General features: G+C 66.8%; 20 protein-coding genes and 1 pseudogene. 11 read left to right on the plus strand and 10 right to left on the minus strand.

All coding sequences use genetic code 11. The features are described 5' to 3' along the window. Positions 1-125: 125 nt before the first annotated feature. Positions 126-1,103: an agmatinase gene (gene speB / locus LY44_RS14595; RefSeq protein WP_055209428.1), complete on the plus strand. Its 978-nt coding sequence runs from the start codon at positions 126-128 to the stop codon at positions 1,101-1,103. 87 nt (positions 1,104-1,190) lie between these two features. After that, complete coding sequence (locus LY44_RS14600; RefSeq protein ID WP_055209427.1) at positions 1,191-2,225, plus strand: DUF475 domain-containing protein; 1,035 nt, start codon at positions 1,191-1,193, stop codon at positions 2,223-2,225. A 61-nt stretch (positions 2,226-2,286) separates the two neighbouring features. On the opposite strand, the gene LY44_RS14605 is transcribed toward LY44_RS14600, so the two are convergent. The 7 genes from LY44_RS14605 to ubiT all read right to left on the minus strand — a co-directional run bounded on the left by LY44_RS14605 (position 2,287) and on the right by ubiT (position 13,479). Then, positions 2,287-4,347 carry a methyl-accepting chemotaxis protein gene (locus LY44_RS14605; protein WP_055209426.1) on the minus strand — a complete coding sequence of 687 codons (2,061 nt, stop codon included), beginning with the start codon at positions 4,345-4,347 and terminating at the stop codon, positions 2,287-2,289. Positions 4,348-4,424: 77 nt separating this feature from the next. Further along, positions 4,425-5,432, minus strand: coding sequence for a dihydroorotate dehydrogenase-like protein (locus LY44_RS14610; protein ID WP_055209425.1), 1,008 nt, complete (start codon positions 5,430-5,432; stop codon positions 4,425-4,427). 10 nt (positions 5,433-5,442) lie between these two features. Further along, the gene (gene nifJ / locus LY44_RS14615; RefSeq protein WP_081024420.1) at positions 5,443-9,069 is read right to left on the minus strand and encodes a pyruvate:ferredoxin (flavodoxin) oxidoreductase; all 3,627 of its coding nucleotides are present in this window, start codon (positions 9,067-9,069) and stop codon (positions 5,443-5,445) included. After that, complete coding sequence (locus LY44_RS14620) at positions 9,062-10,705, minus strand: NAD(P)-binding protein (protein WP_055209424.1); 1,644 nt, start codon at positions 10,703-10,705, stop codon at positions 9,062-9,064. Before LY44_RS14620 ends, nifJ begins: the two co-directional genes overlap by 8 nt. Before the next feature lie 329 nt (positions 10,706-11,034). Next, entirely contained in the window at positions 11,035-11,937 is a 903-nt protein-coding gene (gene ubiV / locus LY44_RS14625; RefSeq protein ID WP_055209524.1) for a ubiquinone anaerobic biosynthesis protein UbiV, read from the minus strand. A 16-nt stretch (positions 11,938-11,953) separates the two neighbouring features. Further along, complete coding sequence (ubiU, locus tag LY44_RS14630; protein ID WP_055209423.1) at positions 11,954-12,931, minus strand: ubiquinone anaerobic biosynthesis protein UbiU; 978 nt, start codon at positions 12,929-12,931, stop codon at positions 11,954-11,956. Next, positions 12,931-13,479: a ubiquinone anaerobic biosynthesis accessory factor UbiT gene (ubiT, locus tag LY44_RS14635; protein ID WP_055209422.1), complete on the minus strand. Its 549-nt coding sequence runs from the start codon at positions 13,477-13,479 to the stop codon at positions 12,931-12,933. Before ubiT ends, ubiU begins: the two co-directional genes overlap by 1 nt. A gap of 138 nt (positions 13,480-13,617) precedes the next feature. Here ubiT and LY44_RS14640 point away from each other — a divergent pair, with 138 nt between their 5' ends. Next, on the plus strand, positions 13,618-15,129 hold the full coding sequence (locus LY44_RS14640; RefSeq protein ID WP_055209421.1) for a UbiD family decarboxylase: 1,512 nt from the start codon (positions 13,618-13,620) through the stop codon (positions 15,127-15,129). Continuing rightward, the gene (locus LY44_RS14645) at positions 15,126-15,695 is read left to right on the plus strand and encodes a UbiX family flavin prenyltransferase (RefSeq protein WP_055209420.1); all 570 of its coding nucleotides are present in this window, start codon (positions 15,126-15,128) and stop codon (positions 15,693-15,695) included. The genes LY44_RS14640 and LY44_RS14645 overlap by 4 nt, the downstream gene beginning before the upstream one ends. Here LY44_RS14645 and LY44_RS14650 read toward each other — a convergent pair. Then, entirely contained in the window at positions 15,671-16,870 is a 1,200-nt protein-coding gene (locus LY44_RS14650) for an NnrS family protein (protein ID WP_055209419.1), read from the minus strand. The genes LY44_RS14645 and LY44_RS14650 overlap by 25 nt on opposite strands. A gap of 169 nt (positions 16,871-17,039) precedes the next feature. Between LY44_RS14650 and LY44_RS14655 the strand changes: the two genes are divergently transcribed. Then, the gene (locus LY44_RS14655) at positions 17,040-17,993 is read left to right on the plus strand and encodes an acyltransferase family protein (RefSeq protein WP_055209418.1); all 954 of its coding nucleotides are present in this window, start codon (positions 17,040-17,042) and stop codon (positions 17,991-17,993) included. Positions 17,994-18,239: 246 nt separating this feature from the next. Here the strand turns inward: LY44_RS14655 and LY44_RS14660 are convergent, their stop codons facing one another. Then, complete coding sequence (locus tag LY44_RS14660; RefSeq protein ID WP_055209417.1) at positions 18,240-19,154, minus strand: hydrogen peroxide-inducible genes activator; 915 nt, start codon at positions 19,152-19,154, stop codon at positions 18,240-18,242. A gap of 98 nt (positions 19,155-19,252) precedes the next feature. Here LY44_RS14660 and katG point away from each other — a divergent pair, with 98 nt between their 5' ends. From katG to LY44_RS14685, 5 genes are all read left to right on the plus strand, one after another. Next, a complete protein-coding gene (katG, locus tag LY44_RS14665) occupies positions 19,253-21,421 on the plus strand; it encodes a catalase/peroxidase HPI (RefSeq protein WP_055209416.1) in 2,169 nt (722 codons plus the stop codon). Positions 21,422-21,595: 174 nt separating this feature from the next. Then, positions 21,596-21,802: a DUF3329 domain-containing protein gene (locus tag LY44_RS14670; protein WP_146707250.1), complete on the plus strand. Its 207-nt coding sequence runs from the start codon at positions 21,596-21,598 to the stop codon at positions 21,800-21,802. 237 nt (positions 21,803-22,039) lie between these two features. Beyond that, complete coding sequence (locus LY44_RS14675; protein WP_055209414.1) at positions 22,040-22,387, plus strand: thiol-disulfide oxidoreductase DCC family protein; 348 nt, start codon at positions 22,040-22,042, stop codon at positions 22,385-22,387. A 72-nt stretch (positions 22,388-22,459) separates the two neighbouring features. Then, positions 22,460-22,738: an SH3 domain-containing protein gene (locus LY44_RS14680; RefSeq protein ID WP_055209413.1), complete on the plus strand. Its 279-nt coding sequence runs from the start codon at positions 22,460-22,462 to the stop codon at positions 22,736-22,738. Between the two features lie 179 nt (positions 22,739-22,917). After that, complete coding sequence (locus LY44_RS14685; RefSeq protein WP_146707251.1) at positions 22,918-23,199, plus strand: hypothetical protein; 282 nt, start codon at positions 22,918-22,920, stop codon at positions 23,197-23,199. Between the two features lie 327 nt (positions 23,200-23,526). Here the strand turns inward: LY44_RS14685 and LY44_RS14690 are convergent. After that, positions 23,527-24,012, minus strand: a pseudogene (locus LY44_RS14690) (transposase); the annotation flags it as partial. A gap of 213 nt (positions 24,013-24,225) precedes the next feature. Between LY44_RS14690 and LY44_RS14695 the strand changes: the two are divergent. Beyond that, positions 24,226-24,752: sialate O-acetylesterase (locus LY44_RS14695; RefSeq protein ID WP_146707252.1), on the plus strand; the 527-nt coding region annotated here is incomplete at its 3' end.

Here is a 24,752-nt window from a genome sequence, read left to right on the forward strand (position 1 = left end):
GACGGGCGGGTCGGGGTCTTGATCTGCGTCAAGTTGGAATAAGTCCAGATGTGGCGGGGTGACGCAGGTTTTGGTTGACACCCCAAGTCTATCAAGGCGCTATGGGATGAAAAGGGGGCATGTCCATGGCACTGGAAGACGCGAAAAATCAGATAGATATGGCCTTCACGCGGGAAGATCCGCGCGGTCTTTCCTTCGAGAATGCCTTTGCGGGCGCGACCTCGTTCCTGCGGCGGCGTTACACCAAGGACCTGACCGGCATCGATCTGGCGGTGACGGGGGTGCCCTTCGATCAGGCGGTGACGCATCGGCCGGGCACCCGTTTCGGGCCGCGGGCTTTGCGCGAGGCCTCGACGCTGCAGGCGTTTGATCCGCCCTATGGCTGGGGCTATGATCCGTTCAGCGAGCTGGCGATCGCCGATTACGGCGATCTGGCCTTCGATTATGCCCATACGGCCAGCTTCCCCGACCGGGTGAGCGATCACATCGCAGGCATTCTGGCGCAGGGCGCCGGGGTGATCACGCTGGGCGGCGATCACTTCATCACCCTGCCGATCCTGCGCGCCTTTGCCGCCCATCACGGCCCCGTCGCACTCGTGCATTTCGACGCCCATTCCGACAGCTGGGCCGATGACGACATGAGCCGGATCGACCACGGCACCTTCCTTTACAAGGCGCTGAAACTGGGCTTCGTCGCCCCTGAAACCACCGTTTCCGTCGGCATCCGCACCGACAACCCCGACACCTGCGGCGTGACCATTCTGGACGCGCCCTTCGTGCATCAGGCGGGCGTCGCCGAAACCGTGGCGCGGATCCGCGCGGTGCTGGGCGACCGGCCGACCTATATCAGCTTCGACATCGATTGCCTCGATCCGGCCTTTGCGCCGGGCACGGGCACGCCGGTCTGGGGCGGCCTTGCCAGCTGGCAGGCGGCGGCGATCCTGCGCGGGCTGGCCGGGATCAACCTGGTCGGCGGCGATGTCGTCGAGGTCTCGCCGCCCTATGACCCCACCGGCGCCACCGCGATTGCGGGCGCGCATGTCGCCACGGAGTTGATCGCGCTTTACGGTTTCACACGTCGCAGGGGCGCCAACGCATCGTGACGCAGCCCGAGGGGCTTGCACAGTCTCGCCGCTCTGCCTACATCGCGCTCACCACCTCGCGCCCGACGGCCGCAACACGGAGACATCATGCGCAGCACCTTGCAATATTTCAGCTGGGCATTCGGGTTCACCGCGGTCGGTCTTGCCCTGGCGATGTGGCTTGGCTTCACCTATGAACACACGACCCACGGGGCGCTGTCGTTCTTCTTCGTCGCCTGCGTGCTGGCGGTGCTGGAAATCTCGCTCTCCTTCGACAATGCGATCATCAATGCCAACAAGCTCGGGCAGATGACGCCGGAATGGCAGCGCCGCTTCCTGACCTGGGGCATCCTGATCGCGGTTTTCGGCATGCGGATCCTGTTTCCGCTGCTCATCGTCGTCGTCGCCGCAGGCATCGGCCCGATCGAGGCGTTGCGCATCGCCGCGACGCAGCCGGCCGAGTACTCGCGCATCATCGGCGAGGCGCATATGTCGATCGCGGCCTTTGGTGGCGCCTTCCTGATGATGGTGGCGCTGAGCTATTTCGTCGATGAAAGCAAGGAAGTGCACTGGTTCGTGGCGCTGGAACGGCGGCTCAGCTCCTGGGCCTCGATCCGCGGCATCGAGGTCGGTTTCCTGCTGGCGATCGTGCTGGCCGTCGCCTGGTGGCTGCCGGTGAAGACCGAGGGCACCTTCCTTGTCGCCGCCTGCACCGGGCTTCTGACCTTCCTTGCCGTCGAGGGGCTGGGGCAGGTGCTCGACAAGGCCTCGCTCTCGGGCGATGTCGCCAAGGGCGGGCTGGGCGCTTTCCTTTACCTCGAGGTGCTCGATGCCTCGTTCAGCTTCGATGGCGTGATCGGCGCCTTCGCGCTGACGCAAAACCTGTTCCTGATCGCCATCGGCCTGGGCATCGGCGCGTTCTACGTGCGCTCGATGACGGTGATGCTGGTCGAACGCCAGGCGCTGAGCGAGTTCCGCTATCTGGAACACGGGGCGTTCTGGTCGATCCTCGTGCTCTCGGTGGCGATGTTCGCGCAGACGCTGATGCATGTGCCGGAATGGGCGACCGGGCTTCTGGGCGTCGTCTTCATCGGGCTGAGCCTGATGTCCTCGCTGCGCTGGCGCCGGTCGAACCCGGCCTGACGCCGGGGCCTGCAGCACAGATCCGACAAAAGGGCCGGTCTGCACCGGCCCTTGGTCTTTCTTACGAGGCGCGGCGGAAGCCCTGCGCCCCCGCGCCCTCGCCCCCGGTGCGGAACACCGCGCCCTGCGCCGACAGATGCCCGGCCTGATCGCGCAGCACCGCCACCGCGGCCGAGCTTTCCTCGAACATCGCGGCGTTTTGCTGCGTCACCTGATCGAGCTGGTTCACCGCCGAGGAAATCTCGCCCAGACCCATCGACTGTTCCGCCGCCGAATTGGCGATCGCCTGCACCAGCGTGTCCACCTCGGCGACAAGATGATCGATCTCGCCCAGCGCCTGACCCGAGGAATTCACCAGATCGACGCCCTGCCGCACCTGCCGGCCCGAGGTTTCGATCAACTCCGCGATCTCGCGCGCGGCTTCCGAAGACCGCTGCGCCAGCGCCCGCACTTCGGACGCGACAACGGCAAAGCCGCGCCCGGTCTCGCCCGCGCGCGCCGCCTCGACGCCCGCATTCAGCGCCAGAAGGTTGGTCTGGAAGGCGATGTCGTCGATGACGCTGGTGATGCGCGAAATCTGTTCCGAACTGCGGGCGATGTCGTTCATCGCGGAAATCGTTTCCTGCACGACGCGCCGCCCCTCGGTCGAGCGCTGCCGCGCCTTGCCGACCGCGCCCGCCGCATTGCGCGCCCCCGAGGAGGAGCTTTCCACCGAGGAGGCGAGCTGGTTGATCGCCGCCGCGGTTTCCTCGAGCGAGGCGGCCTGGGTTTCGGTGCGCCGCCCCAGTTCCGCCGAGGCCCCGGACAGGCTTTCGGTCTCGCTCTGGATCGATTGCGCGCTGTCGAGGATCGAGCCGACCAGCTCGGCCATCCGGCCGATCGCCTCGTTGTAATGCTGGCGCAGCGCCTCGAATTCGCCGGTCATCGCCCGGTCGAGCCGGTGGTCAAGCTCGCCCTCGCTCAGCGCCGCGATGGCGCGCTGGAAATCGAGGATCGCCGCCTTGCGTGCGGTGATGTCGGTGGCGAATTTCACCACCTTGTAGGGCCTGCCCTCGGCATCGAGGATCGGGTTGTAGCTGGCCTGGATCCAGACTTCTTGCCCGGATTTGCCGATGCGGCGGAACTCGCCCACCTGCGGCTGTCCGGCGCGCAGATCGGCCCAGAAGCTGCGATAGGCGGGGCTGTCGCGGTCTTCGGCATCCAGGAAGAAGGAATGGTGCTTGCCGACCACTTCCGGCAGCGCATATCCGAATGTCCGCAGGAAGATGTCGTTTGCGGTCAGGGCGTTGCCGTTCATGTCGAATTCGATCGTCGCCTGCGAGCGGTTCAGCGCCGTGATCTGCCCGGCCTGATCGAGCGCCACCTTTTTCGCCTCGGTGACGTCATAGGCGAATTTCACGATCCCGGTCAGCTTGCCTTCCAGCCCGAACAGCGGGTTGTAGGTGGCACGCAGCCAGATGTCCTTGCCGTCCTTGGCCTGGCGCAGGAACTCGCCCTCGATCAGCTCGCCCGCGCGCAGCCGCGCCCAGAACTGCGCATAGTCGGGCAGATCGGTTTTGCCCGCGGGCATGAAGAGACTGTGCGGCTTGCCGATCACCTCTGCCGCGGTATAGCCGGTGACGTTCAGAAAATTCTCGTTCACCTCGGTCACCGTGCCGTCAAGCGTGAACTCGATCACCGCGGCCGAGCGGCAGATGGCTTGCATCATCGCTTCCATCCGCTTGGTTTGCTGTGTCTTCTCCGTGACATCGGCGGCGAAGTTCACAACATGGGCGACCTTGTCCGCCGCATCCCGGACCGGCACATAGGTGGCCTCGATCCAGATCGTCTCGCCGGTCTTGCGCTTGCGCGCGGCGGTGATGCGTTGCACCTTTCCCGCCCGCAGCCCCTCCCAGAACGGGCCTTTTCCGACCCGTCCGGCCTCTTCGGGGGGCATCAGCACCGCGACGGACTTGCCGACAAGTTCCCCCGACGCATAGCCGAGCAGGGTCGAATAGACATTGTTCACATGCCGGATCGTGCCGTCGATGTCGATGATGATCACGGCAAGCGCGGTTTCGACGGCACTCCGCTCGGCTTTTTCAAGGATCGACTCGGTGGCGGGCTTCTGGCGGAAGAACATGGCGACTCCGGTGGCACATTGCGGCGCACCCATCTTAGGCCCCGGGTCTTGCCGTAGCGTTAATCCGCGTCGCAATTTTACGCCTTGTCCGCGCCTTTCGCCCAGCTCTGCATCACCTTGATGTAATTCGCCCGCTCGTAGCCCTCGGGGTCCTCGATCGCGCCATGCGCCAGCATGCCACGCACCGCGCCCAGATGGTTCACCCCCCGCGCCGCCAGCCAGTCTTCAAGCCCGCGCACCAGCACCTCCATATGCCCCGGCCCGTGTCGCAACAGCGCCGAGGTGCTCATCACCACATCCGCCCCGGCCAGCAGATAGCGCACCACATCCTCGGCGCTCTCGACCCCGGTCGAGGCCGCCAGCGAGCCGCCCAGCCGCCCCGAAAGCACGCCGATCCACAAAAGCGGCAGCCGCATCTCGTAGCGGCTCGACAGCTGCAGCGCCGGGGTCACGCTCAGCCCGACCGGGTCGATCTCGGGCTGATAGAAGCGGTTGAACAGCACGACCCCCTTCGCCCCCGCCGCAACGATGCGCTTGGACATATGCGCGGGCGCGGAAAAATACGGGCCGATCTTCACCGCCACCGGGATCTTCACCGTGTCGCAGACCGCGCGCACCACATCAAGCGTGCGCCGCTCCACATCCGAGCCCGAGACATTCGGATCGGTGGGCAGGAAATAGACGTTCAGCTCGATCGCGGCCGCCCCCGCTTCCTCCATGTCATGCGCGGTGTCGGTCCAGCCGGTGTCGGTGGTGCCGTTGATCGAGGCGATGACCGGCACGCTCAGCGCGGTCGCCGCCCGTTCGACCAGCCCGAGCGTGTTCGAGCTTTCGAAGGCAAAGGCCGCCTGGGTCGGAAAATAGCTCAAGGCCTCGCCATAGCTTTCGGTGCCATGTTCGACCAGTTGATCCAGAATGCGCTGCTCGTGCCAGATCTGCTCCTCGAAGACCGAGGGCAGCACCACCGCCCCGGCCCCGCAATCGGCGAGCTGCTTGAGCACATCGAGCCGCGCGTTCATCGGGCTGGCCGAGGCGACGAGGGGGCTTTGCAGCTCAAGACCCAGATAGCGGGTTTTCAAGTCCATTCCGGGCTCCTCACATCTTTCCGGCCGCGCCAAGGGCCCGGGCCGGGTCCGGTCCTGCATCCATACGTGCAAAGTCCTCGTAACTGCGATATTTTTCAAGCACCGCCTGCTGCGCGTCGTTAAGCAAGGCCGCCGCCTCCTCGGGGCGCGTCGCGGCCAGCGCGGAATAGCGCAGCTCGTTATAGGCATAGTCCTTGAAGGGCAGCGTCGGGCGCGGGCTGTCGAGCCGGAACGGCGCTTGCCCCGTGCCGCGCAGCTGCGGGTCATAGCGCAGAAGCGGCCAGTAGCCCGAGGCGACGGCGCGGTCCTGCTGGTCAAGCCCGCGGCGGATGTCGAAGCCATGCGCGATGCAATGGCTGTAGGCCAGGATCAACGACGGGCCATCATAGGCCTCGGCCTCGCGGAAGGCCTGCAGCGTCTGTTGCGGATTGGCCCCCATCGCCACCTGCGCCACATAGACATTGCCGTAGGCCACGGCCTGCAACGCCAGATCCTTGCGCGCGGTGCGCTTGCCCGCGGCGGCGAATTTCGCAATCGCGCCAAGGGGGGTGGCCTTGCTGGCCTGACCGCCGGTGTTCGAATAGACCTCGGTGTCCATGACCAGCACGTTCACGTTGCGCCCCGAGGCCAGAACGTGATCGAGCCCGCCATAGCCGATGTCATAGGCCCAGCCATCGCCGCCGACGATCCAGATAGAGCGCCGCACCAGATGGTCGATCACGCTCATCAGATGTTTCGCGCGGCTGTCGTCGCGATGTGCCAGAAGTCGCGTCTTCAGCGTCGCCACCCGCTCGCGCTGCGCCCGGATCTCGCTTTCGCGGATCTGCGGCGCGCTCAGGATCGCCGCCACCAGATCCTCGCCGACCTCGGGCGCCATGTCCTGCGCCAGCCTGCGCGCCAGCTCCAGATGCTTGTCGGCGGCGAGCCGGAAGCCCAGACCGAATTCGGCGTTATCCTCGAAGAGCGAATTCGCCCAGGCGGGGCCGCGGCCCTCGGCGTTCTTCGTCCAGGGCGTCACCGGCAGGTTGCCCGAATAGATCGAGGAACAGCCGGTGGCATTCGCAACCATCAGCCGGTCGCCGAAAAGCTGGCTCAGCAGCTTGACGTAAGGGGTTTCCCCGCAGCCCGCACAGGCGCCCGAAAACTCGAACAAGGGCTCAAGGAATTGCACGCCGCGGACATTGGCGAAATCCACCCGAGACCGGTCATTCACCGGCAGATGCGCGAAGAAGGCCATCGCCTTGCGGGCGTCTTCAAGCAGCGGCGCCTTGTCGGTCAGGTTGATCGCCTTCACCCCCGGCTCGACCGGGCTTTGCGCCGGGCAGGCCTCGATGCACAGCCCGCAGCCGGTGCAATCCTCGACATGGAATTGCAGGCTGAAGCGCGCGCCCGGATAGCCGCGGGCATTCACGGGCGCGGATTGGAAGCCCTCGGGCGCGCCTTCGAGCAGATCTTCGTCGAAATATTTCGCGCGGATCACCGAATGCGGGCAGACGAAGGAACATTGGCCGCATTGAATGCACAGGTCGCTGCGCCAGGCCGGAACCTCGTCGGCGACGTTGCGTTTTTCCCAGGCGGCGGAGCCGGTCGGGAAGGTGCCGTCGACGGGCAAAAGGCTGACCGGGATCTCGTCGCCGCGGTCCTCCATCATCAAGGCGGTGACGCGGCGGACGAACTCGGGCGCGGTCGGCGGCACGGCGGGCGGCCGCTCGAAGCTTGAGGTGACGGCGCTTGGCACTTTCACCTCCTGCAGCCGTTCGAGCGCGCCATCGACGGCGGCCCAGTTCTGCTCGATCACCCGTTTGCCCTTGCGGCCATAGGTTTTCCTGATCGCGGCCTTGATCCGGGCGATGGCGTCTTCGCGCGGCAAGACCCCCGAAAGCGCAAAGAAACAGGTCTGCAGGATGGTGTTGGTGCGCCGCCCCAGCCCCACCTCGCGCGCGGCGGTGTTGGCGTCGATGACGTAAAGCTTCAGCCCTTTGTCAATGATCGTCTGCTGCGCCGAACGGGGCAGGCGGTCCCAGATCTTGTCCGGCCCGAAGGGCGCATTGAGCAGGAACGTCGCGCCGGGTGCCGCCACGCGCAGCACGTCGATCTTCGACAGGAAGGGAAACTGATGGCAGGCGACGAAATTGGCCTGATGGATCAGATAGGGCGCCTTGATCGGCCGCGGGCCAAAGCGCAGATGCGACACCGTCTGCGCCCCCGACTTGTGGCTGTCATAGACAAAATAGCCCTGCGCGAACAGCCCGGCCTCCTCGGCCAGGATCTTGACCGAGTTCTTGTTGGCGCCTACCGTGCCATCGGCGCCAAGGCCGAAAAAGACAGCGCGGACAACATCTTCCGGCTCGGTGTGAAAGTCCGGGTCGACGCTCAGGCTGGTGAAGCTGACATCATCGGTGATGCCCACGGTGAAGCCCTGTTTCGGCGCGTCCTTCGCCAGTTCGTCGTAAACCGCCTTCACCTGCGCCGGGTCGAAATCCTTTGACGAAAGCCCGTAGCGCCCCCCCGTCACCCGCGGCATCAAAGCCCGCTGGCCGGTCGCCACCGCCTCGCACAGCGTCGCCACGACATCAAGGAACAAGGGCTCTCCGGGGGCGCCGGGTTCCTTGCAGCGATCGAGCACCGCAAGCTTGGTGCAACTGGCGGGCAGGGCGGCCAGAAAGGCCGCACCCGGGAAGGGGCGGTACAGCCGCACCACCAGCGCGCCCAGTTTCGCGCCCCGCGCGTTCAGCGCCGCAAGCGCTTCCTCGACCACCTCGGCGCCCGAGCCCATGATGACGATCACCCGGGTTGCCTCGGGATCGCCCAGATAATCGACGAGGGAATAGCGCCGCCCGGTAAGGGCGCCCAGCCGCGCCATTTCCGCGGCGACGATCCCGGGCACGGCGGCGTGGAACGGATTGCCCGCCTCGCGGCCCTGAAAGAACACATCGGGGTTCTGCGCCGTGCCGCGCACCACCGGATTGTCGGGCGAGAGCGCCCGGGCGCGAAGGGCGCGCACCAGATCATCGTCGATCATCGCGCGGATCGTGTCGTCGGGGATCAGCCGCAGCGTGTTGACCTCGTGGCTGGTGCGGAAGCCGTCGAAGAAATGCACAAACGGCACGCGGGCGCGCAACGTCGCCGCCTGCGCGATCAGCGCCATGTCATGCGCCTCCTGCACGGAAGCCGAGGCCAGCATCGCAAAGCCCGTCGCGCGCACCGCCATCACGTCGGAATGATCGCCAAAGATCGAGAGCGCATGGGTGGCGAGCGCGCGCGCCGCGACATGAAAGACCGTCGGCGTCAGTTCGCCCGCGATCTTGAACATGTTCGGGATCATCAGCATCAGCCCTTGCGAGGCGGTGAAGGTCGTCGTCATCGACCCCGCCTGCAACGCGCCATGCACGGCGCCTGCCGCCCCGGCCTCGGACTGCATTTCCTGAACCACGGGCACATTGCCCCAGATGTTCTTCAGATCGCGCGCCGCCCATTCGTCGGCCAGCTCTGCCATGGTCGACGAGGGCGTGATCGGATAGATGCCGCAGACCTCGTTCACCCGGTAGGCGATATGGGCAACGGCGGTATTGCCATCCATCACCGCCTGCTGGCCCGGATCGGCCGGGCTGTGCTGTTCCGCCAGGCTGTCACGCATCGGAGGCCTCCTCGGGGATCATCTCAAGCGCGCCGCAGGGGCATTGTTCGGCGCAGCTGGCGCAGCCGGTGCATTTCGTCAGATCGATGCGGTAGCCGCGGCCGGGGCCGTGCTTCACGATCGCCTGTTCCGGGCAGGCGGCAAAGCAGTTGTCGCATTCGTAGCACTGGCCGCAGGAATAGCAGCGTTGCGCCTCGTAGCGGGCCTCCTTGGTTGTCAGACCTTTCAGGATTTCCTGAAATCCGCCCATCCGCGCGGCATCGGCCAGCCGCCGCTGCGCGCTTTGCAGCGCGTCGGCATAGACCGGCAGGTTGAGGCAGGAAAACCCGGCCAGAGGGGCAGGGGGTTTGGGCTGATGCACCGTGCCCGAAAGCCAGGCGTCGATATGGCGCGCGGCCAATTTGCCATGCCCGGTCGAGATCGTCACCGATTGTTGCGCAGGCACCATGTCGCCGCCCGCGAAAATCCCCGCCGCGCCCGTCTGCATGTCGGGGCCGACGACGACCGCGCCATCGGGGGTGAAGGCAAGCCCCGGCACGGCTTGCAGAAATCCGCTGTCCGATTGCTGACCGAGCGCCAGCACCAGCGCGTCCGCCGAAAGCGTCTCGATCTCGCCGGTCGGCTGGGGCCGTCCCTCGGCATCCAGCTCCATCCGCTCGATCTGCAGATCCGAGCCGGAGATTTCCTTGATCGTCGAGAGCCAGCGGATCTTCACGCCTTCTTCCAGCGCCTCGTCGGCCTCGAACCCATGCGCGGGCATGTGGTCGCGGTCGCGCCGGTAGACGATGATGGTTTCCGTGGCCCCCAGCCGTTTGGCCGTGCGCGCCGCATCCATCGCGGTGTTGCCGCCGCCATAGATGACGACGCGCCGCCCCAGCAGCGGTGGCGCGGCCGAGGAGGTGTCATGCAGCAGCGTCACCGCATCAAGCACCCGCGCCGCATCGCGCGCCGGGATCTCGACGCGCCTGCCGATCCCGGCGCCGATGGCCAGAAAGACCGCGTCAAAGCCCCCCGCGGCCTTTTCCGCCATCAGATCGGTGACCTTGTGGTTGAGCCGGATCCTGACGCCGAGCGCTTCGATCCGCGCCACATCGGCAGCCAGTTCCGCGCGCGGCATCCGGTAAGCGGGAATGCCGAAATGCATCATGCCGCCCGCCACCGGCCCGGCCTCGCGGATCTCGACATCATGGCCAAGCCGGGCGAGGTGATAAGCCGCCGAAAGCCCCGCAGGCCCGGCGCCGACGATCAGGACGCGCTTGCCCGTCGCGTCGCGCAGGCGGTGGAAGGCCCAGCCCTCGCGCGTCGCCATGTCGCCCAGAAACCGCTCGACCGCGTGGATCGACACGGCGCTGTCGACCTCGGCCCGGTTGCAGCCCGACTCGCAGGGGTGATAGCAGACGCGCCCATGCACGGCGGGCATCGGGTTGTCTTCGGTGAGTTTCTCCCAGGCCTGGCGGTAACGGCCCTCCTGCGCCAGCGACAGCCAGGCGCGGATGTTTTCCCCCGCCGGGCAGGCGGCCTGACAGGGCGGGGTCAGCGTGACATAGGCGGGATGCTGGCTGCGCACCGGCCCCGTGCTGCCCCGCGATCCGCTTGGAACGATCGAGGGCGTCAAATCCCGCAGCCGCGTGCCCATGGTCTTCTCCGGTGGTGGTGTCCCGACCGGGAAAGCCTAGCGCGCCTGTGCAAAGCTGTGCATGATTTGGATCATTTCGAAAAAGATGTGCGCGGCTGAGGGGGGGATTTGGGCCGAGGCCATCGCCGAGGCCCTGCGGGACATTGGCCCCGTAACCGCCGAGGGCCCAAAGGCCCTCGGGCAGCGCCCGCCCCACCCATGGCGGGCGCTTCTCGCCCGCCGGGCCGGGCGCCGCCCTCTGTTGCGCTTGGGGCTGGCGGTCTTGTCAACGCGGTTGCACGACGGGCGGGGAAACGCGGATCGCGTTTCCTGTTCCGCCCGATCCCGCCTCAGGCCGAAATCGGGTGCTGCCAGTCCGAGCCCGAAGGCCCGTCGAAGAAGCCATCGGCAAAGCGGCCGCCGGGCGCCTCTGGCAGCAGTTTCGCCACCAGATCGGCGGGCGCGATCTTGCCCGCCAGACGATCCGCATAGCCCTGGCAGAGCCCGTTGAAATCGCCCGTCTGCGGCGAGAGCCGCAGCGCCGAAACCCCCGCCTCGGCCAGGGCCTCGGTGTAATAGGCGGCGCAGCCCGTCGCGGCGGACAGCGTCTGCACCCCGTTCACCGACAGGAACGCCTGACCGTCCAGCGTGTCGACCTCGCGCCCGTCCAGATCGGCGCCGCAGATGAACTGGCAATTGTCCTTGGCCCGGTCATGCAGCCGCGCGTGATAGCAGCGCGCCGACATGGCAAGCGGCAGCCGCCCGTGGCCCCAGACCTCGACGGCCACGCCCGCCTCCTTGCCCGCCTTGCACAAAGCCGCAATCGACTTCAAGGGCAGCTCGGGCGGCAGACAGATCCGCGTCGCGCCGCGCCGCGCCAGATAGGCCAGCGTGCCCTCATTATAGACGTTCACCAGCGGGCCCACCCAGAAGGGCGTCCCCTCGGGGATGTGCTTCAAGGCAGTGATGTCGTTGATTTCGACCGGCAAACCCATGTCGAACAGGTCTTTCGTCTTCGACCGTTCGCGGTTGAGCGTGATCAGGCCAAGCGTGGACAAAGCCACCTCCTTGCCCGCATCCTTCAGCGTTGCGACGATCAGCGGGATGTCATGTTCCCAAAACGGCAGCCGCTTCGAGCAGACCACCTCGCCCACCACGACCCGGGTCACCGGGGCCGCACGCAGACGTTCATAAAAGCCCCGCGTCGCATCGGTGGTCCAGAAAAACAGGTTGGCACCAACCGTGAGGTCCATCGTCATCTTCAAATCCTCAACGCCAGGTCTTCGCATAGGCCCCGGCCGTGGCCTGTTGGCCCTCGGTCAGCCGGGCAAGTTCGGCCAGCGGCAGATCGCGGCCCTCGGCCAGCGCATCGGTGGCGGCGCGGAAGGCACGCACCACCTCGGCCACATAGGCGCGCGAGCGTTGCCGCCCCTCGATCTTCAGCGCCGTCACCCCCGCCTTGGCCAGCGCCGGGATCAGGTGGCGGGCGTCAAGGCTCACCGGATCTTCGAACACGTGGCCGGTCTGTTCGCCCGAGGTGAAGCAGCCCTTGCACAAAGTCGGATAGGGCGCGGGCTCGTTCTTGGGCGTGCGGTGGATGGTGAAGCCGCCCAGCTTCGCCGCCAGATCCGGGCCTTCCTCGGCATAGACGACGTGAGAGGCGGGCGAGCAGACGCCGTTCATGTTCGGCGACAGGCCGGTGGCATAGGAAGAGAGCGCGCAGCGCCCCTCGGCCATCACGCAAAGCCCTCCGAAAACAAAGGCTTCCGTCTCAACGTTGATTTCCTTGCTGATCGCGGCGATTTCCTGCACCGTCAGCACGCGCGGCAGGACAACCCGTTTCACGTCAAAGGTTTCGGCGTAGAAGTTGATCGCATCGGGGTTCGAGGCCGCCGCCTGCACCGACAGATGCCGGCGCAGCTTCGGATGATGCGTCGCGGCGTAATCCAGCAGACCGATATCGGCGAGGATCACCGCATCGACCCCCGCGGATTCGGCATCGGCCAGCCGCTGATGCCACAGCTTTTCGGCGCCCGCGCGCGGGAAGGTGTTGAGCGCGACAAGCACCTTGGCACCGCGCTTGTGCGCCCCCGACACCGCCGCCGTCAGCTCCTCGGTCGAGAAGTTCAGCCCCGGGAAGTTGCGCGCGTTCGTCTCGTCCGAGAACCCGCAATAGACGGCATGCGCCCCCGCCTCGACCGCCGCGCGCAGCGCAGCAGGCGTTCCCGCGGGGCAAACAAGTTCCATCATGTCCAGTCTCCTGCCAGCGTATCGACGCGGTGCAGCACCACGCCCGAGCCCTTTTCGGCGAGGCTCACCGCCTGTTGAACGAAGGGTTTCAGCGGACCCGCCATCTCGGCCAGTTCGGCGGCAAGGTCAAGTTCCGCATCGTCGATCGCATTGCGCAGCGCGACCACGGCCGAGGTGTCGCCCTCGACCACCAGATCGCGCGAGAAGAACAGCGCATCGCCGTCATAGGCGCCGTGCATCATGCCAAGGAACGCCGCGATCGGCCCGGCAATCCGCGCCTCGGCCATCGGCGGCTTGCGATGCGCGCTGACTTTCACGCCCCCCGCGCGCAGGTCAAGCAGCAGCAGGAAGGGCAGATCGGTGGGGTCCAGAAGGAAGCGGCTTTCGCGATATTGCCCCAGCCGGGCGAACAGCCCGGGGTGGCGTGTGGCAATCCGTCGCGCCAGCATCGAGAGCGTCACCGAGAGCGGGGCCAGCGGCAGGGGCCGCATCGCCCGTCCCATCAGGCTGGGCAGGCGGGGAATCGTCTGGTCATGGTCGGACATGGCGCTCCTTTCGTCGGGCGGATGGCCCCTCCGCTAGATGGGCTGCTTTAACGCGGCTCACAATGCGGCAACTTGATCAATATCAAACCTCTCTTTAACCGGGGATGCTAGCGGACCCAAGACCTTCCGGAGGACCCCATGCGCAGCCTGCCCGTTTTCACCGATCTGCGGTCCTTTCTGGCCTGGACGAAATCGAAGGGCGATCTGCGGGCGATTCCCGAACCCGTCGCGACCGATCTGCAGATGTCGGCGGTGCACCGCGCGGTGCTGGAACAGGGCGGGCCGGTGCTGCGCTTCGACGCGCCGGTGCTGCCTTCGGGGGCGCGGTCTGCGATTCCCGTGGTGACCAATCTTTTCGGCACCACCGACCGGGTGGCGGCGGGGCTGGGGCTGCGGCTCGATCAGGTGCCCGAGCTGGGCCAGTTTCTGGCGGATCTGAAATCGCCCGCCCCGGTCGAGGGGATGCGCGATGCGTTTTCCCGCCTGCCGATGCTGAAGGCGGCGCTTTCGACGCGGGTGAATGTCTCGAAAAAGGGCCCGGTGCAGGATGTGGTGCTGGAGCCGGGCCGGGGGCTGAATCTGGAAGATCTGCCGGTGCAGAAGCTTTGGCCCGGCGATGGCGGGCGGCTTTTCACCTGGCCCGTCGTCATAACGCGCCCGCATGGCAGCGCCGCCGATGCGGTGATGAGCTACAATCTGGGCATCTACCGCGCGCAGCTGCATGGGCCGGAAAGCATCATCATGCGCTGGCTGGCGCATCGCGGCGGGGCGGCGCATCACCGCAGCTGGCTGGCCGCGGGGCAGCCGATGCCGGTAGCGATGGTGCTGGGCGCCGATCCGGCGACGCTGCTTTCGGCCGCGCTGCCGCTGCCTGAACAGGTCTCGGAACTCACCTTTTCGGGCGTGCTGCGCGGCGCGCGCAGCCATCTGGTGCCCGCGAAAACCGTGCCGCTGATGGTCCCGGCTGACGCCGAAATGGTGATCGAGGGCTGGATTCACCCCAATGACACCGCGCCCGAGGGGCCGTTTGGCGATCACACCGGTTACTACAACTCGGTCGAGCCTTTCCCGGTGCTGCGCGTCTCGGCGCTGACGCATCGCAAGGACCCGATTTACCTCTCGACCTACACCGGCCGGCCGCCGGATGAGCCCGCGATCATCGGCGAGGTGTTCAACCATCTGGCGATGCCGGTCTTCCGCCAGCAGATCCCTGAGATCCGCGATCTCTTCCTGCCGCCTGCCGCCTGTTCCTATCGCATCGCGGTGGTGCAGATCGCCAAGCGCTACCCCGGTCAGGCGAAACGGGTGATGATGGCGCTGTGGGGGATGCTCGCCCAGTTCAGCTATACGAAGATGATCATCGTGGTGGATGAGGACATCGACCCGCGCAACTGGGATGACATCGCCTGGGCGATGGCCACGCGGATGGACCCGGCGCGCGATACGGTCATTCTGGACCGCACGCCGATGGATTATCTGGATTTCGCCTCGCCGATCGAGGGGCTGGCGGGCAAGATCGGCATTGATGCGACGAACAAGATCGGCACGGAAACCACGCGCGAATGGGGCACGGTGATGAAGATGCGCCCCGAGGATACGGCTTTTGCCGAGACGCTTCTGAAGCGCCATTTCCCCGGCGGTGTGAAATGAGCGCCCGCGTGGTCTTGGGCGTTTCCGGTGCCTCGGGGGCACTTTTGGCGCTGGCGGTGGCCGAGGCGCTGCGCAAGGTCGGGGCGGAAATCGATCTGGTGGTGTCGTCGGCGGCGAAGCTGACTTTCGCGACCGAGGCCGATGCGGGCGCGCTCGAGCGGCTGCAGGGGATGGCGGCGCATCACCATGCGATCGGCAATGTCGGCGCGGCGATTGCCTCGGGATCATGCCCGGTGACGGGGATGATCGTCGCGCCCTGTTCGATGCGCTCGCTCGCTGCCGTTGCCCATGGGCTGGATGACAATCTGCTGACGCGCGCGGCCTCGGTGCAGCTGAAGGAGCGCCGTCCGCTGATCCTTTTGGCGCGGGAAGCGCCGCTGACCTTGGCGCATCTGCGCAACATGACGGCGGTGACGGAAATGGGCGGCATCATCCTGCCGCCCGTGCCCGCGTTCTACCTGAAACCGCAAACCGCCGAGGAGATCGCAGCGCAGATCGGGGCCAGGGCCGTCGATCTGCTGCGGCTGGGTCCGGCGCAGGCTCAGGCCTGGTCGCCCGCGCCCTGATCCCTGATCTTCGGGCCGTGGCCCAAGGGCCGCGCCCCCGGCGTGCCGGGTTGCAGTTTCTCGCCAGTCAGCGCGGGCCAAAGCCCGACCAGCATCGCGCCATAGGCGGCGACGAACAGAGCCGCCGAGGCAATGAGCGTCCTCGGATCTTCGCCAAAGGCGCGCAGCAGCGTCGCCGCGATCAAAAGCCCGCCCGCGGCCTTGAGCGGCCCGGTCGCCACCGAGCGGCGGCCCGATTGCCCAAGGCTCATCTTGATCATCACCGCCGAGGACAGGCCCGCGACGGCGCCGATGGCGAGCAGGTGCACGGCGCCCGGATAGATTTCCATCGACATCACCCCGGCCATGCCCATCGCATAAAGCCCGGTGCCAAGGCACAAAAAGCCGATGTGAAAGCCCGAGAGCAGCGCATCATGCTTGAAGGCCCAGCCATTGCGAAAGCCCATCGCGCGGAACAGGTTCGTCGCCCCGGCCAGCACCAGCACCGCGCCAAAGGCGCGCGGCGGCAAGAAGGCCGCGGGCACGCAAAAGGCGGTGAAGATCGGCCCCCAGGTGTCCAGCCCGCTCGGCCGCGGCAGCGCGGTCTCGCCCTTGTGCACCATGGCATTGCGGGTCAGCCCCGCGGTCAGCTTGCCGCCAAAGGCCGCGTTCATCGTCGCACAGGCCATCAGCCCCGCCATCGCGCCCTTGGGCGCAAGGCCCGGGGCAACCCCCATCCAGTCCAGATGCATGATCAGGTCCGAGACCCAGTGCAACAGGAAGATGCCCAGATAGGAGAGCGTTTCGAGCTTCTTCAGCCGCGCGACGGGCCATGCCATCTTCGCCATGACCAGAACGCCGAAGCCCAGATCGATCAGCGCGACGACGGGCGCGGGGATGAAGGCCGAAAAGGCGATCGCCAGCCGCCCGGCCAGCCACAGCCCGGCCAGCGCCGGAAAATAGATCCCCTGCAGCGCTTTCGGCGCCGAGGCGAGGAAAATCCCCGCCAGCACCGCGCCGCCATAGCCGAAGATCATCTCATGCGCGTGCCAGTCGATCGGCATCGCACGGCTGGGCAGGAGGCCCTCGGTCAGCCCGGCGGCGATCCAGTGCCCCCAAAGCGACATCGCCACGACGGCAAAGAGGATCGCGGCAAGGTAGAAGGTGCGGTGACCCTCGCGGAAGATGCGGGACATGGGGGGCTCCTTGGTCTTTGGCCTTTCCTGCCTGCACCGTGGCGGTTTCGCAAGCCCCCGGGCAGGCGGCACGTTGGCTCACCCGGGGGCTCACCCGGGCCTTGATGGCGGGCCTTGATCCGGGGCGGCGGCGGCGCTAGGGCAGGGGGATCACAGCTTCGAGAGCTCCATGACCGCCACCGCCCCCAAGACGCAACGCCTGATCGGGCTTGATCTGCTGAAACTGTTTCTGGCGCTGCTTGTCGTGACGATCCATGCCAACCCGTTTCGCGGTGTCAGCGACGAGGCGATGTGGGCGCTTGGCAATGGTCTGGCGCGGATCGCGGTTCCGGCGTTTTTCGTCGTCGCGGGCTACACTTTCCGCCCCGAGGTGCCGGGGCGCTCGGTCAAGCTGGTGGGGCGCTATCTGAAGCTGCATTTCCTCTGGCTGGCGATTTACCTGCCCGCCTGGTGGCAGACGGTCTGGGACCACGGGCTGATCGAATATGCGAAATTCTGGGTCTTCGGCTATTGGCATCTGTGGTTTCTGGTCGGCCTGGCGATCGCGGTGGGGCTGTCGCAGCTGGTCTGGCGGCTTTCCGACCGGGCGATCTGGACGATTGCGATTGCGGTGCTGCTGGCAGGTTTCGCGCTGCAATGGGCGATCGGGTTCTACATCCTGCCGCGCGGCTTCTGGCCCGATGCGAAGAATGGCGTTTTGATGGGCTTTCCGTTCTATCTGATCGGCTACATGAGCCGCCGCAGCGGGCTGGTGGAGCGCATTCCCCTGCGGGTCGCCTTCTGGGGCTCTCTGATCGGGCTTGTGTCGGTCGTGGGCGAATCCGAGCTGATGAAGGCCTTGGGCGGCGACCATCCGCTGGCGCCCGAGACGCTTTTGACCGCCGCCGTCACCGGCCCGCTTCTGGTCGCGCTTGGCGTCAAGGCGCGGGGCTTTCCCGATTGGCTGACGCGGCTGCCCATCGGCACGCTCTCGGCCGGGATCTATTTCCTGCATGTCGGCATCGTGATCTGGCTGAACCATTTCACCCTGCCGCGGGTCGAGGTGTATCTCATCGCCGTCACCGGGGCTGCGCTGATCACGCTGGGTCTGATCCGGACCGGGCTGGACAAGAAGCTGTTCTGAAGGCGATCTGACCGAGGCCATCGCCGAGGTCCGGCGCAACGGCTGTCCCGTGACCGCCGGGGGCCCAAAGGCCCTCGGCCAGCGCCCGCCCCGCCCATGGCGGGCGCTTCTCGCCCGCCGGGACGGGCGCTGGCCTCTGTTGCGCCTGGGGATGCGATCTTGTGTCCGCGGTCGCGCACGGGCGGGGAAACGCGGATCGCGTTTCCTGTTCCGCCCGAAACTCCGCCTGAAACCCGGATCGCCGCCTCACATCGCCTCGGCCCGATCCCGCAGCGCCGTGCCGACCTGAGCGATCACCGCCGCCACTTCGGCCAGCTGCGCGGCCAAGGGCGAGGAGCGGCGCCACACCATCCCCACCCGCCGCGACGGCGCAGGCGCGGCCAGACGCGCCACCGACACCGGGGCCGAGCGCGTCTCGACCGGCAGCGCGATTTCGGGCAGAAGCGTCACCCCGATCCCGGCGCCGACCATCTGCGTCAGCGTGGCCAGCGACGACCCCTCCATCACCGTGCGCGGGGTCACGCCGCCGACCTTGCAAAACGCCAGCGCCTGATCGCGGAAGCAATGCCCCTCTTCCAGCAGCAACAGCCGCATCTTCGGCAATGCCTCGGCCGAGGGCACGGGCCTGCCCGCCTCGGCCGCAGGCCGCACCAGCACGAAATCCTCGGTGAAAAGCGGCACCTCGGCCAGCGCGGGCTCCGAGACCGGCAGGGCCAGGATCGCCGCATCCAGCTGCGCCTCGATCAGCGCCGAGATCAGCTTGCCCGTCACCGCCTCGCGCGGGGCCAGCTCAAGCTCCGGATGGCTTTGCGCCAGCGCGCCGACCAGCGCGGGCAAAAGATAGGGCGCGATCGTCGGAATGACGCCCAGCCGCAGCCGCCCCGAGAGCCGCCCCTGCGCTGCGCGCGACAGATCGGAGAGCTCGTCCACCGCGCGCAGGATCGCCCGCACCCGCGGCACCATCGCCGCGCCCAGCGCCGTCAGATGCACCTGCCGCGGGCCGCGCTCGAACAGCGCCGCCCCCATCGTCTGCTCCATCTCGCGGATCTGCACCGAGAGTGCCGGCTGCGAGATCGCGCATTCCTCGGCCGCACGGCCGAAATGGCCGCTGCGCGCCACCGCATCGAAATAGCGAAGCTGTTTCATCGATAGGTTTATCATAATGGAAAGTTATCGCTGGCTTCAGATAATGCAATTGGAATTTATCAAAATCGCCTTCTAGTTTCATCGCAACAGCAACGAATCCAGCGGAGGACACGATGGACAGCAAGGACAGGGCGACCGGCAAATGCCCGGTGATGCATGGCGCGGTGACGGCGGCGGGGGTGTCGAACACCAGCTGGTGGCCGAATGCGCTCAACCTCGACATCCTGCATCAGCATGATGCCAAGGGGAATCCGTTGAACGGGTTCGATTATCGCGCCGCCGTCAAGGGGCTGGACGTGGCGGCGCTGCGTGCCGATCTGGCGGCGCTGATGACCGACAGCCAGCCCTGGTGGCCGGCCGACTGGGGTCATTACGGCGGGCTGATGATCCGCATGGCCTGGCACGCGGCGGGCAGCTATCGCGCCGCGGACGGGCGCGGCGGCGGCAATACCGGCAACCAGCGTTTCGCGCCGCTGAATTCCTGGCCCGATAACGTCAGCCTGGACAAGGCGCGGCGTCTGCTGTGGCCGATCAAGAAGAAATACGGCAATGCCGTCAGCTGGGCCGATCTGATCCTGTTTGCGGGCACGGTGGCCTATGAATCGATGGGGCTGAAGACCTTTGGCTTCGGCTTTGGCCGCGAGGATATCTGGGCGCCGGAAAAAGACGTCTACTGGGGCGCGGAACAGGACTGGCTGGCGCCCTCCGAGGGCCGCTATGGCGATCTGAGCAAGCCCGAGACGATGGAAAACCCCTTGGCCGCGGTGCAGATGGGGCTGATCTATGTCAACCCCGAAGGCGTGAACGGCGCGCCTGATCCGGCCCGCACGGCGCTTCATGTCCGCGAGACTTTCGCCCGGATGGGGATGGATGACGAAGAAACCGTGGCGCTGACCGCGGGCGGCCATACCGTCGGCAAGGCGCATGGCAATGGCGATGCCAAGGCGCTGGGGCCGGACCCGGAGACGGCCGATGTCACCGATCAGGGCCTGGGCTGGGCGAACCCGCATCAGGGCGGACGGGCGGCGCAGGCTGTCACCTCGGGGATCGAGGGCGCCTGGACCACCCATCCCACCCGCTGGGACATGGGCTATTTCGAGATGCTCTTCGGCCATGACTGGGAGCTGACGAAATCCCCCGCGGGCGCCTGGCAGTGGAAGCCGGTGACGATTGCCGAGACCGACAAGCCGCTCGATGCGACCGATCTGACCACCCGCCACGATCCGATGATGACCGATGCCGACATGGCGATGAAGGTCGATCCGGTCTATAACGCGATCTGTCAGAAATTCATCAGTGATCCCAAGGCCTTCGACGACGCTTTTGCGCGCGCCTGGTTCAAGCTTCTGCATCGCGACATGGGTCCGAAGGCGCGTTACATTGGCCCCGATGTTCCGGCCGAGGATCTGATCTGGCAAGATCCGGTGCCCGTGGGCCCGACCGGCTGGGACGTCGCCGCGGTCAAGGCGCAGATTGCCGCCGCGGGGCTTTCGGTCGCCGATCTGGTGGCGACGGCGTGGGATTCGGCGCGCACCTTCCGGCAGTCGGATTATCGCGGCGGCGCGAATGGCGCGCGCATCCGGCTGGCGCCGCAAAAGGACTGGGCGGGCAACGAGCCCGAGCGTCTGGCGCGGGTGCTTGCGGTGCTCGAACCGATCGCAGCGGGGGCCGGGGCCTCGGTGGCCGATGTGATCGTGCTGGCGGGCAATCTGGGCGTGGAACAGGCCGCGGCGGCGGCGGGCTTCGCGCTGGAAGTTCCCTTCACCCCGGGCCGCGGCGACGCGACCGAGGCGATGACCGACGGCCCGTCCTTTGACGTGCTGGAGCCGGTGCATGACGGCTTCCGCAACTGGCTGAAGGCGGATTACGCGGTCTCGCCCGAGGAGCTGCTGCTGGACCGGGCGCAGCTGATGGGGCTGAGCGCGCCGGAAATGACGGTGCTCGTGGGCGGTCTGCGGGTGATCGGCGCGAATCACGGCGGCAATCCGCAGGGCGTCTTCACCGACCGTCCGGGCGTTCTGAGCACCGATTTCTTCACCACGCTGACCGACATGGGGCTGAGCTGGCACAAGGCTGCGGGCGGCTACGAGCTGCGTGACCGCGCGACCGGGGCGGTGAAATACAGCGCCAGCCGCGTCGATCTGGTCTTCGGCTCGAATGCGATCTTGCGCGCTTATGCCGAGCTTTACGCGCAAGACGACGCCGCGGGCAAGTTCGTGACTGATTTCACCGCCGCCTGGGTCAAGGTGATGCAGGCCGACCGCTTCGATCTGCGCGCCTGACCCCCCGAAGGCCGGTCGCAGATCGGAAAGGCCCCGCCGCCTGCGGGGCCTTTTCACCTCCGGGGGCGGCATCGCGTGCCATTGACTTTGCCCCCCGCCTGGCAAAGATCTTGCGCGCAGGGCGCAAGGGGCGCCTTGTGCAAGCCTCATACCGACCCGAGGGAGGGACCATCCTTGGCCATTATCGATCATCCCATGCTGCGCCCGCTGCCGATGCGGCTTTTGCCCGTGATCTTCCTTGTCGGCTGGGCCGTGTTCGAGGCGGTGTTCCTGGGCGGCATCCTCTGGCCGATCCTGTTCATCGGGGCTGCGGCCTATTGCTATTATGTGCTGATCCACACCTACACGCCACCGGGCGAGAAACCGTCGAAAGACGCCTGAGCCCCGGTTCCGCACCATCCCGGCCCGGCCCCCCGCGGGACCGGGCCTTTTCTTGCGCCGCCCTGTCTTGCGCGGGATTGGTCTTGCGGGGCCCGCCCGGGAAACGATCCCGCCGCGGTGTTTCCCGGCCGGGGTGCCGTTGCCCGTGGCAATTTCCGGCGGCCGCCCCATATCCGGAGAATGCACTCCGGAGCCCGCGATGACACGAAACCCCTTTGCCGCGCCCCGAGGCCCGGCATGACGCCCCGTCTGACGGTCTGGTTCGACAGCGGCTGCCCGCTTTGCCTGCGCGAGATCGCGCTGATGCGGCGGCTGGATCGGCGCGGGGCGATCGATTTCGTCGATCTTGGCGCGGCGGAGGCGGATTGTCCGATCGATCGGGCCGAGCTTTTGGCGCGGTTTCATGCGCGGGAAGACGGCAGGCTGCTCTCGGGTGCGGCGGCCTTTGCCGCGATGTGGCGGGCGATCCCGCTGCTGCGTCCGCTCGGGCGTCTTGCGGGCTGGCCGCCGCTTGCCCCGGCCTTCGAGGCGGCCTATCGCCGCTTCCTGCGCCTGCGTCCCCGCCTGCAGCGGCTGCTTCGCTAAGTCCGGCGCAGGCGACGGCTTTCTTCGCGGCCAAGGATGTCGTATGCGGGGGGAAACGAACCAGGACAGATCATGCGACCTTCTCTTGTGGCTCTTTTCGTTTTCCTGCTTGTGGCCGGCTGCATGGCGGGCAATGGCGCCGTGGTCAGGGGCGCCGGGCCGGATGATCTTTTGAAGCTGCGCGACGGCCCGGGGCTGTCGCACAAGATCATCATCGGCCTGCCGGACGGAACGCGTCTGACCCGCGGCGGCTGCGTGACGCGGCAGGGCAGGGTCTGGTGCCGGGTCAGCCTGACCGACCGGCCCGAGATTTCGGGATATGTTTCGGCCGAATATCTGGCCCATCGCTGAGCGGCGCGGGCGTCTTGCGGACCGGGGCGCCGCGCGCAACCGCGCGGCGCCGGTGCGGTCCCCGAGCCTTGGGCGGGACAGGGCAACGGCCAATTCCGAGCCCCCCCGCGTTCGATCAGGACGGCGCTGAAATAAAAGGAAAGATCGCTTTCCTTGTCCTGAGGCTTTCGCCATGTCCGGTGCTGATCCAGGTTTTATGGGGGACAGGATGGGGCATGAAACATGACCCAAGACGTCCTTCGGAGACCGGAAAAGGCGATGCTCGGGGCGATCCCTTGCAGGACCGGGGCGAAACACGCGCGGGGCTGACCTTTGCCGGGGCGAAGGAAAAGGATCTGGCCGCGAAGCTGGACGAAGTCCGCAACGACAAGCGCCGCAAGCAACGGGAACCCGCCTTGGCCCTGGCCGATGTGCCGATCTGTCCCGGCGTGACGCCTCGCCCTTTGTCTTTCACGCGCTGATGCGGGGCGCATTGCCCGACTGACGATTTCCGCCATGATGCGACGGATGCAGGACACCGAGGAAAAGGCGGGCCGCCCCGGCCTTCTCGATCCGCGCAACAAACGTCCCGCCGTGCCGCATGGGCTGCGCTCGCCCTCTCGGCAATGGGCCGCCGAACCCGGCTCTCCGCGCGATGAGGGCGGCTTGGGGGGCTGCGTAATGAGGTCGCGACGGAAGAACGGGTGGCATGGGCGGGCGCCATCACGTCACGATGATGCACGGCGATGCCGTCCCGTGGAGTGCTGTGGCTGGCGGTGGGCTTCGGGCTCAAATGCGGGCCGCGCAGGTCAGTCGCGCAGCGCCGCAAGCGGGCTGAGGATCACCACATCGCAAACGGGCGCGAGGGTTTCCAGGGGGCATGTAACGGCCTCTCTGGACGGTCCATTCCTCGGTCTGCTCCCTCAAGATCGCGCCGAGCAATCTCCGGATCGAGGCCTCGTCTGGAAAAATCCCGACGACGTTCGTGCGTCCCTGATTCCTCCGGTCAGGCGCTCGATTGCAGCCCTCGCGTGCAACGGCGCGCGGTGTGGGGCAGGGCGGGGAGTTCGCGCCGGTCCGCCACCCGTCGCCACCGGGTCTTGGCCGCAGCGTGATCCGGCTGGGCCAAGGCCGTGGCGATGGCGGCTGAGAATGAGCCGGGCCGGAAAACCATCCGGCGGATCGTTTTTCCGGCGAATGCTGCGACTGTTCTTGTCGGCATGGGCCGGGGCATTGCGCTGGAAATGCACCCGGCAGCGCTGCCGGGTGGGCGACAAAACCCGGGCCCTGGCCGCATCAGTGAGAAACCCGACAAACTGAACCATGAGGTAGATTTGCCCCGCGTCAGTGTTCTCGCAGCTCTTCATCGGCTCGACCGTGACGCGGTCATTCATGAACGGCTTGCGACAAGGCCCCCGCTTCCGGGGGGACCGGCGTCCCAAAGGGCCCCCACCGGCCGGGGGTTGGGTCCATTGTGCCTTCGACGATTGTCGGAGGCCGAGCGCGGGATGCTGATCGTGGAGGGTGAGCCAGTGGGCGCCACGGGGTCAAGCCCGGTCGGCGAACGCAAAATCAGGCGGCTGCATTTGACCTCAGGCACGAGCAACTGGGGCATGATGATCGGCGCCAGGGCCGCGATCGAATATCCGACGCGGCCGGTCTTCGTGATCAATATCAGCCGTGGCGGTATCCCGATTGCGCAATGGGACGCCGCCGCGGCTGATCCGAACATGTGGACCGCAACCCTGGCCAACGTGCCCGCCGCGCTCGCCGAAATCGCGGCGCTGACCGGCCAGACCGTGGACCGCATCGACGTTGCCTACTGGTGGCAGGGAGAGGCCGATGCCTCGAACGCCGCTGGATATCCGGCGCTGCTGGACGCGCTGATTACGCGTTTCCGGGATCTCTCCTGGTTTGGCCGAACGGCCCCGGTGATTTGCTCGGGGCTCTCGCCATACTGGTTGACCAATTTGGAAAGCATCATGGACCTGGCCATTCGCATGGCAGTTTCGATGGATGCCGGTCGGCGGCGGTT

This window comes from Rhodobacter capsulatus (genome assembly GCF_003254295.1).
In the GTDB taxonomy this organism is placed as follows: domain Bacteria; phylum Pseudomonadota; class Alphaproteobacteria; order Rhodobacterales; family Rhodobacteraceae; genus Rhodobacter; species Rhodobacter capsulatus.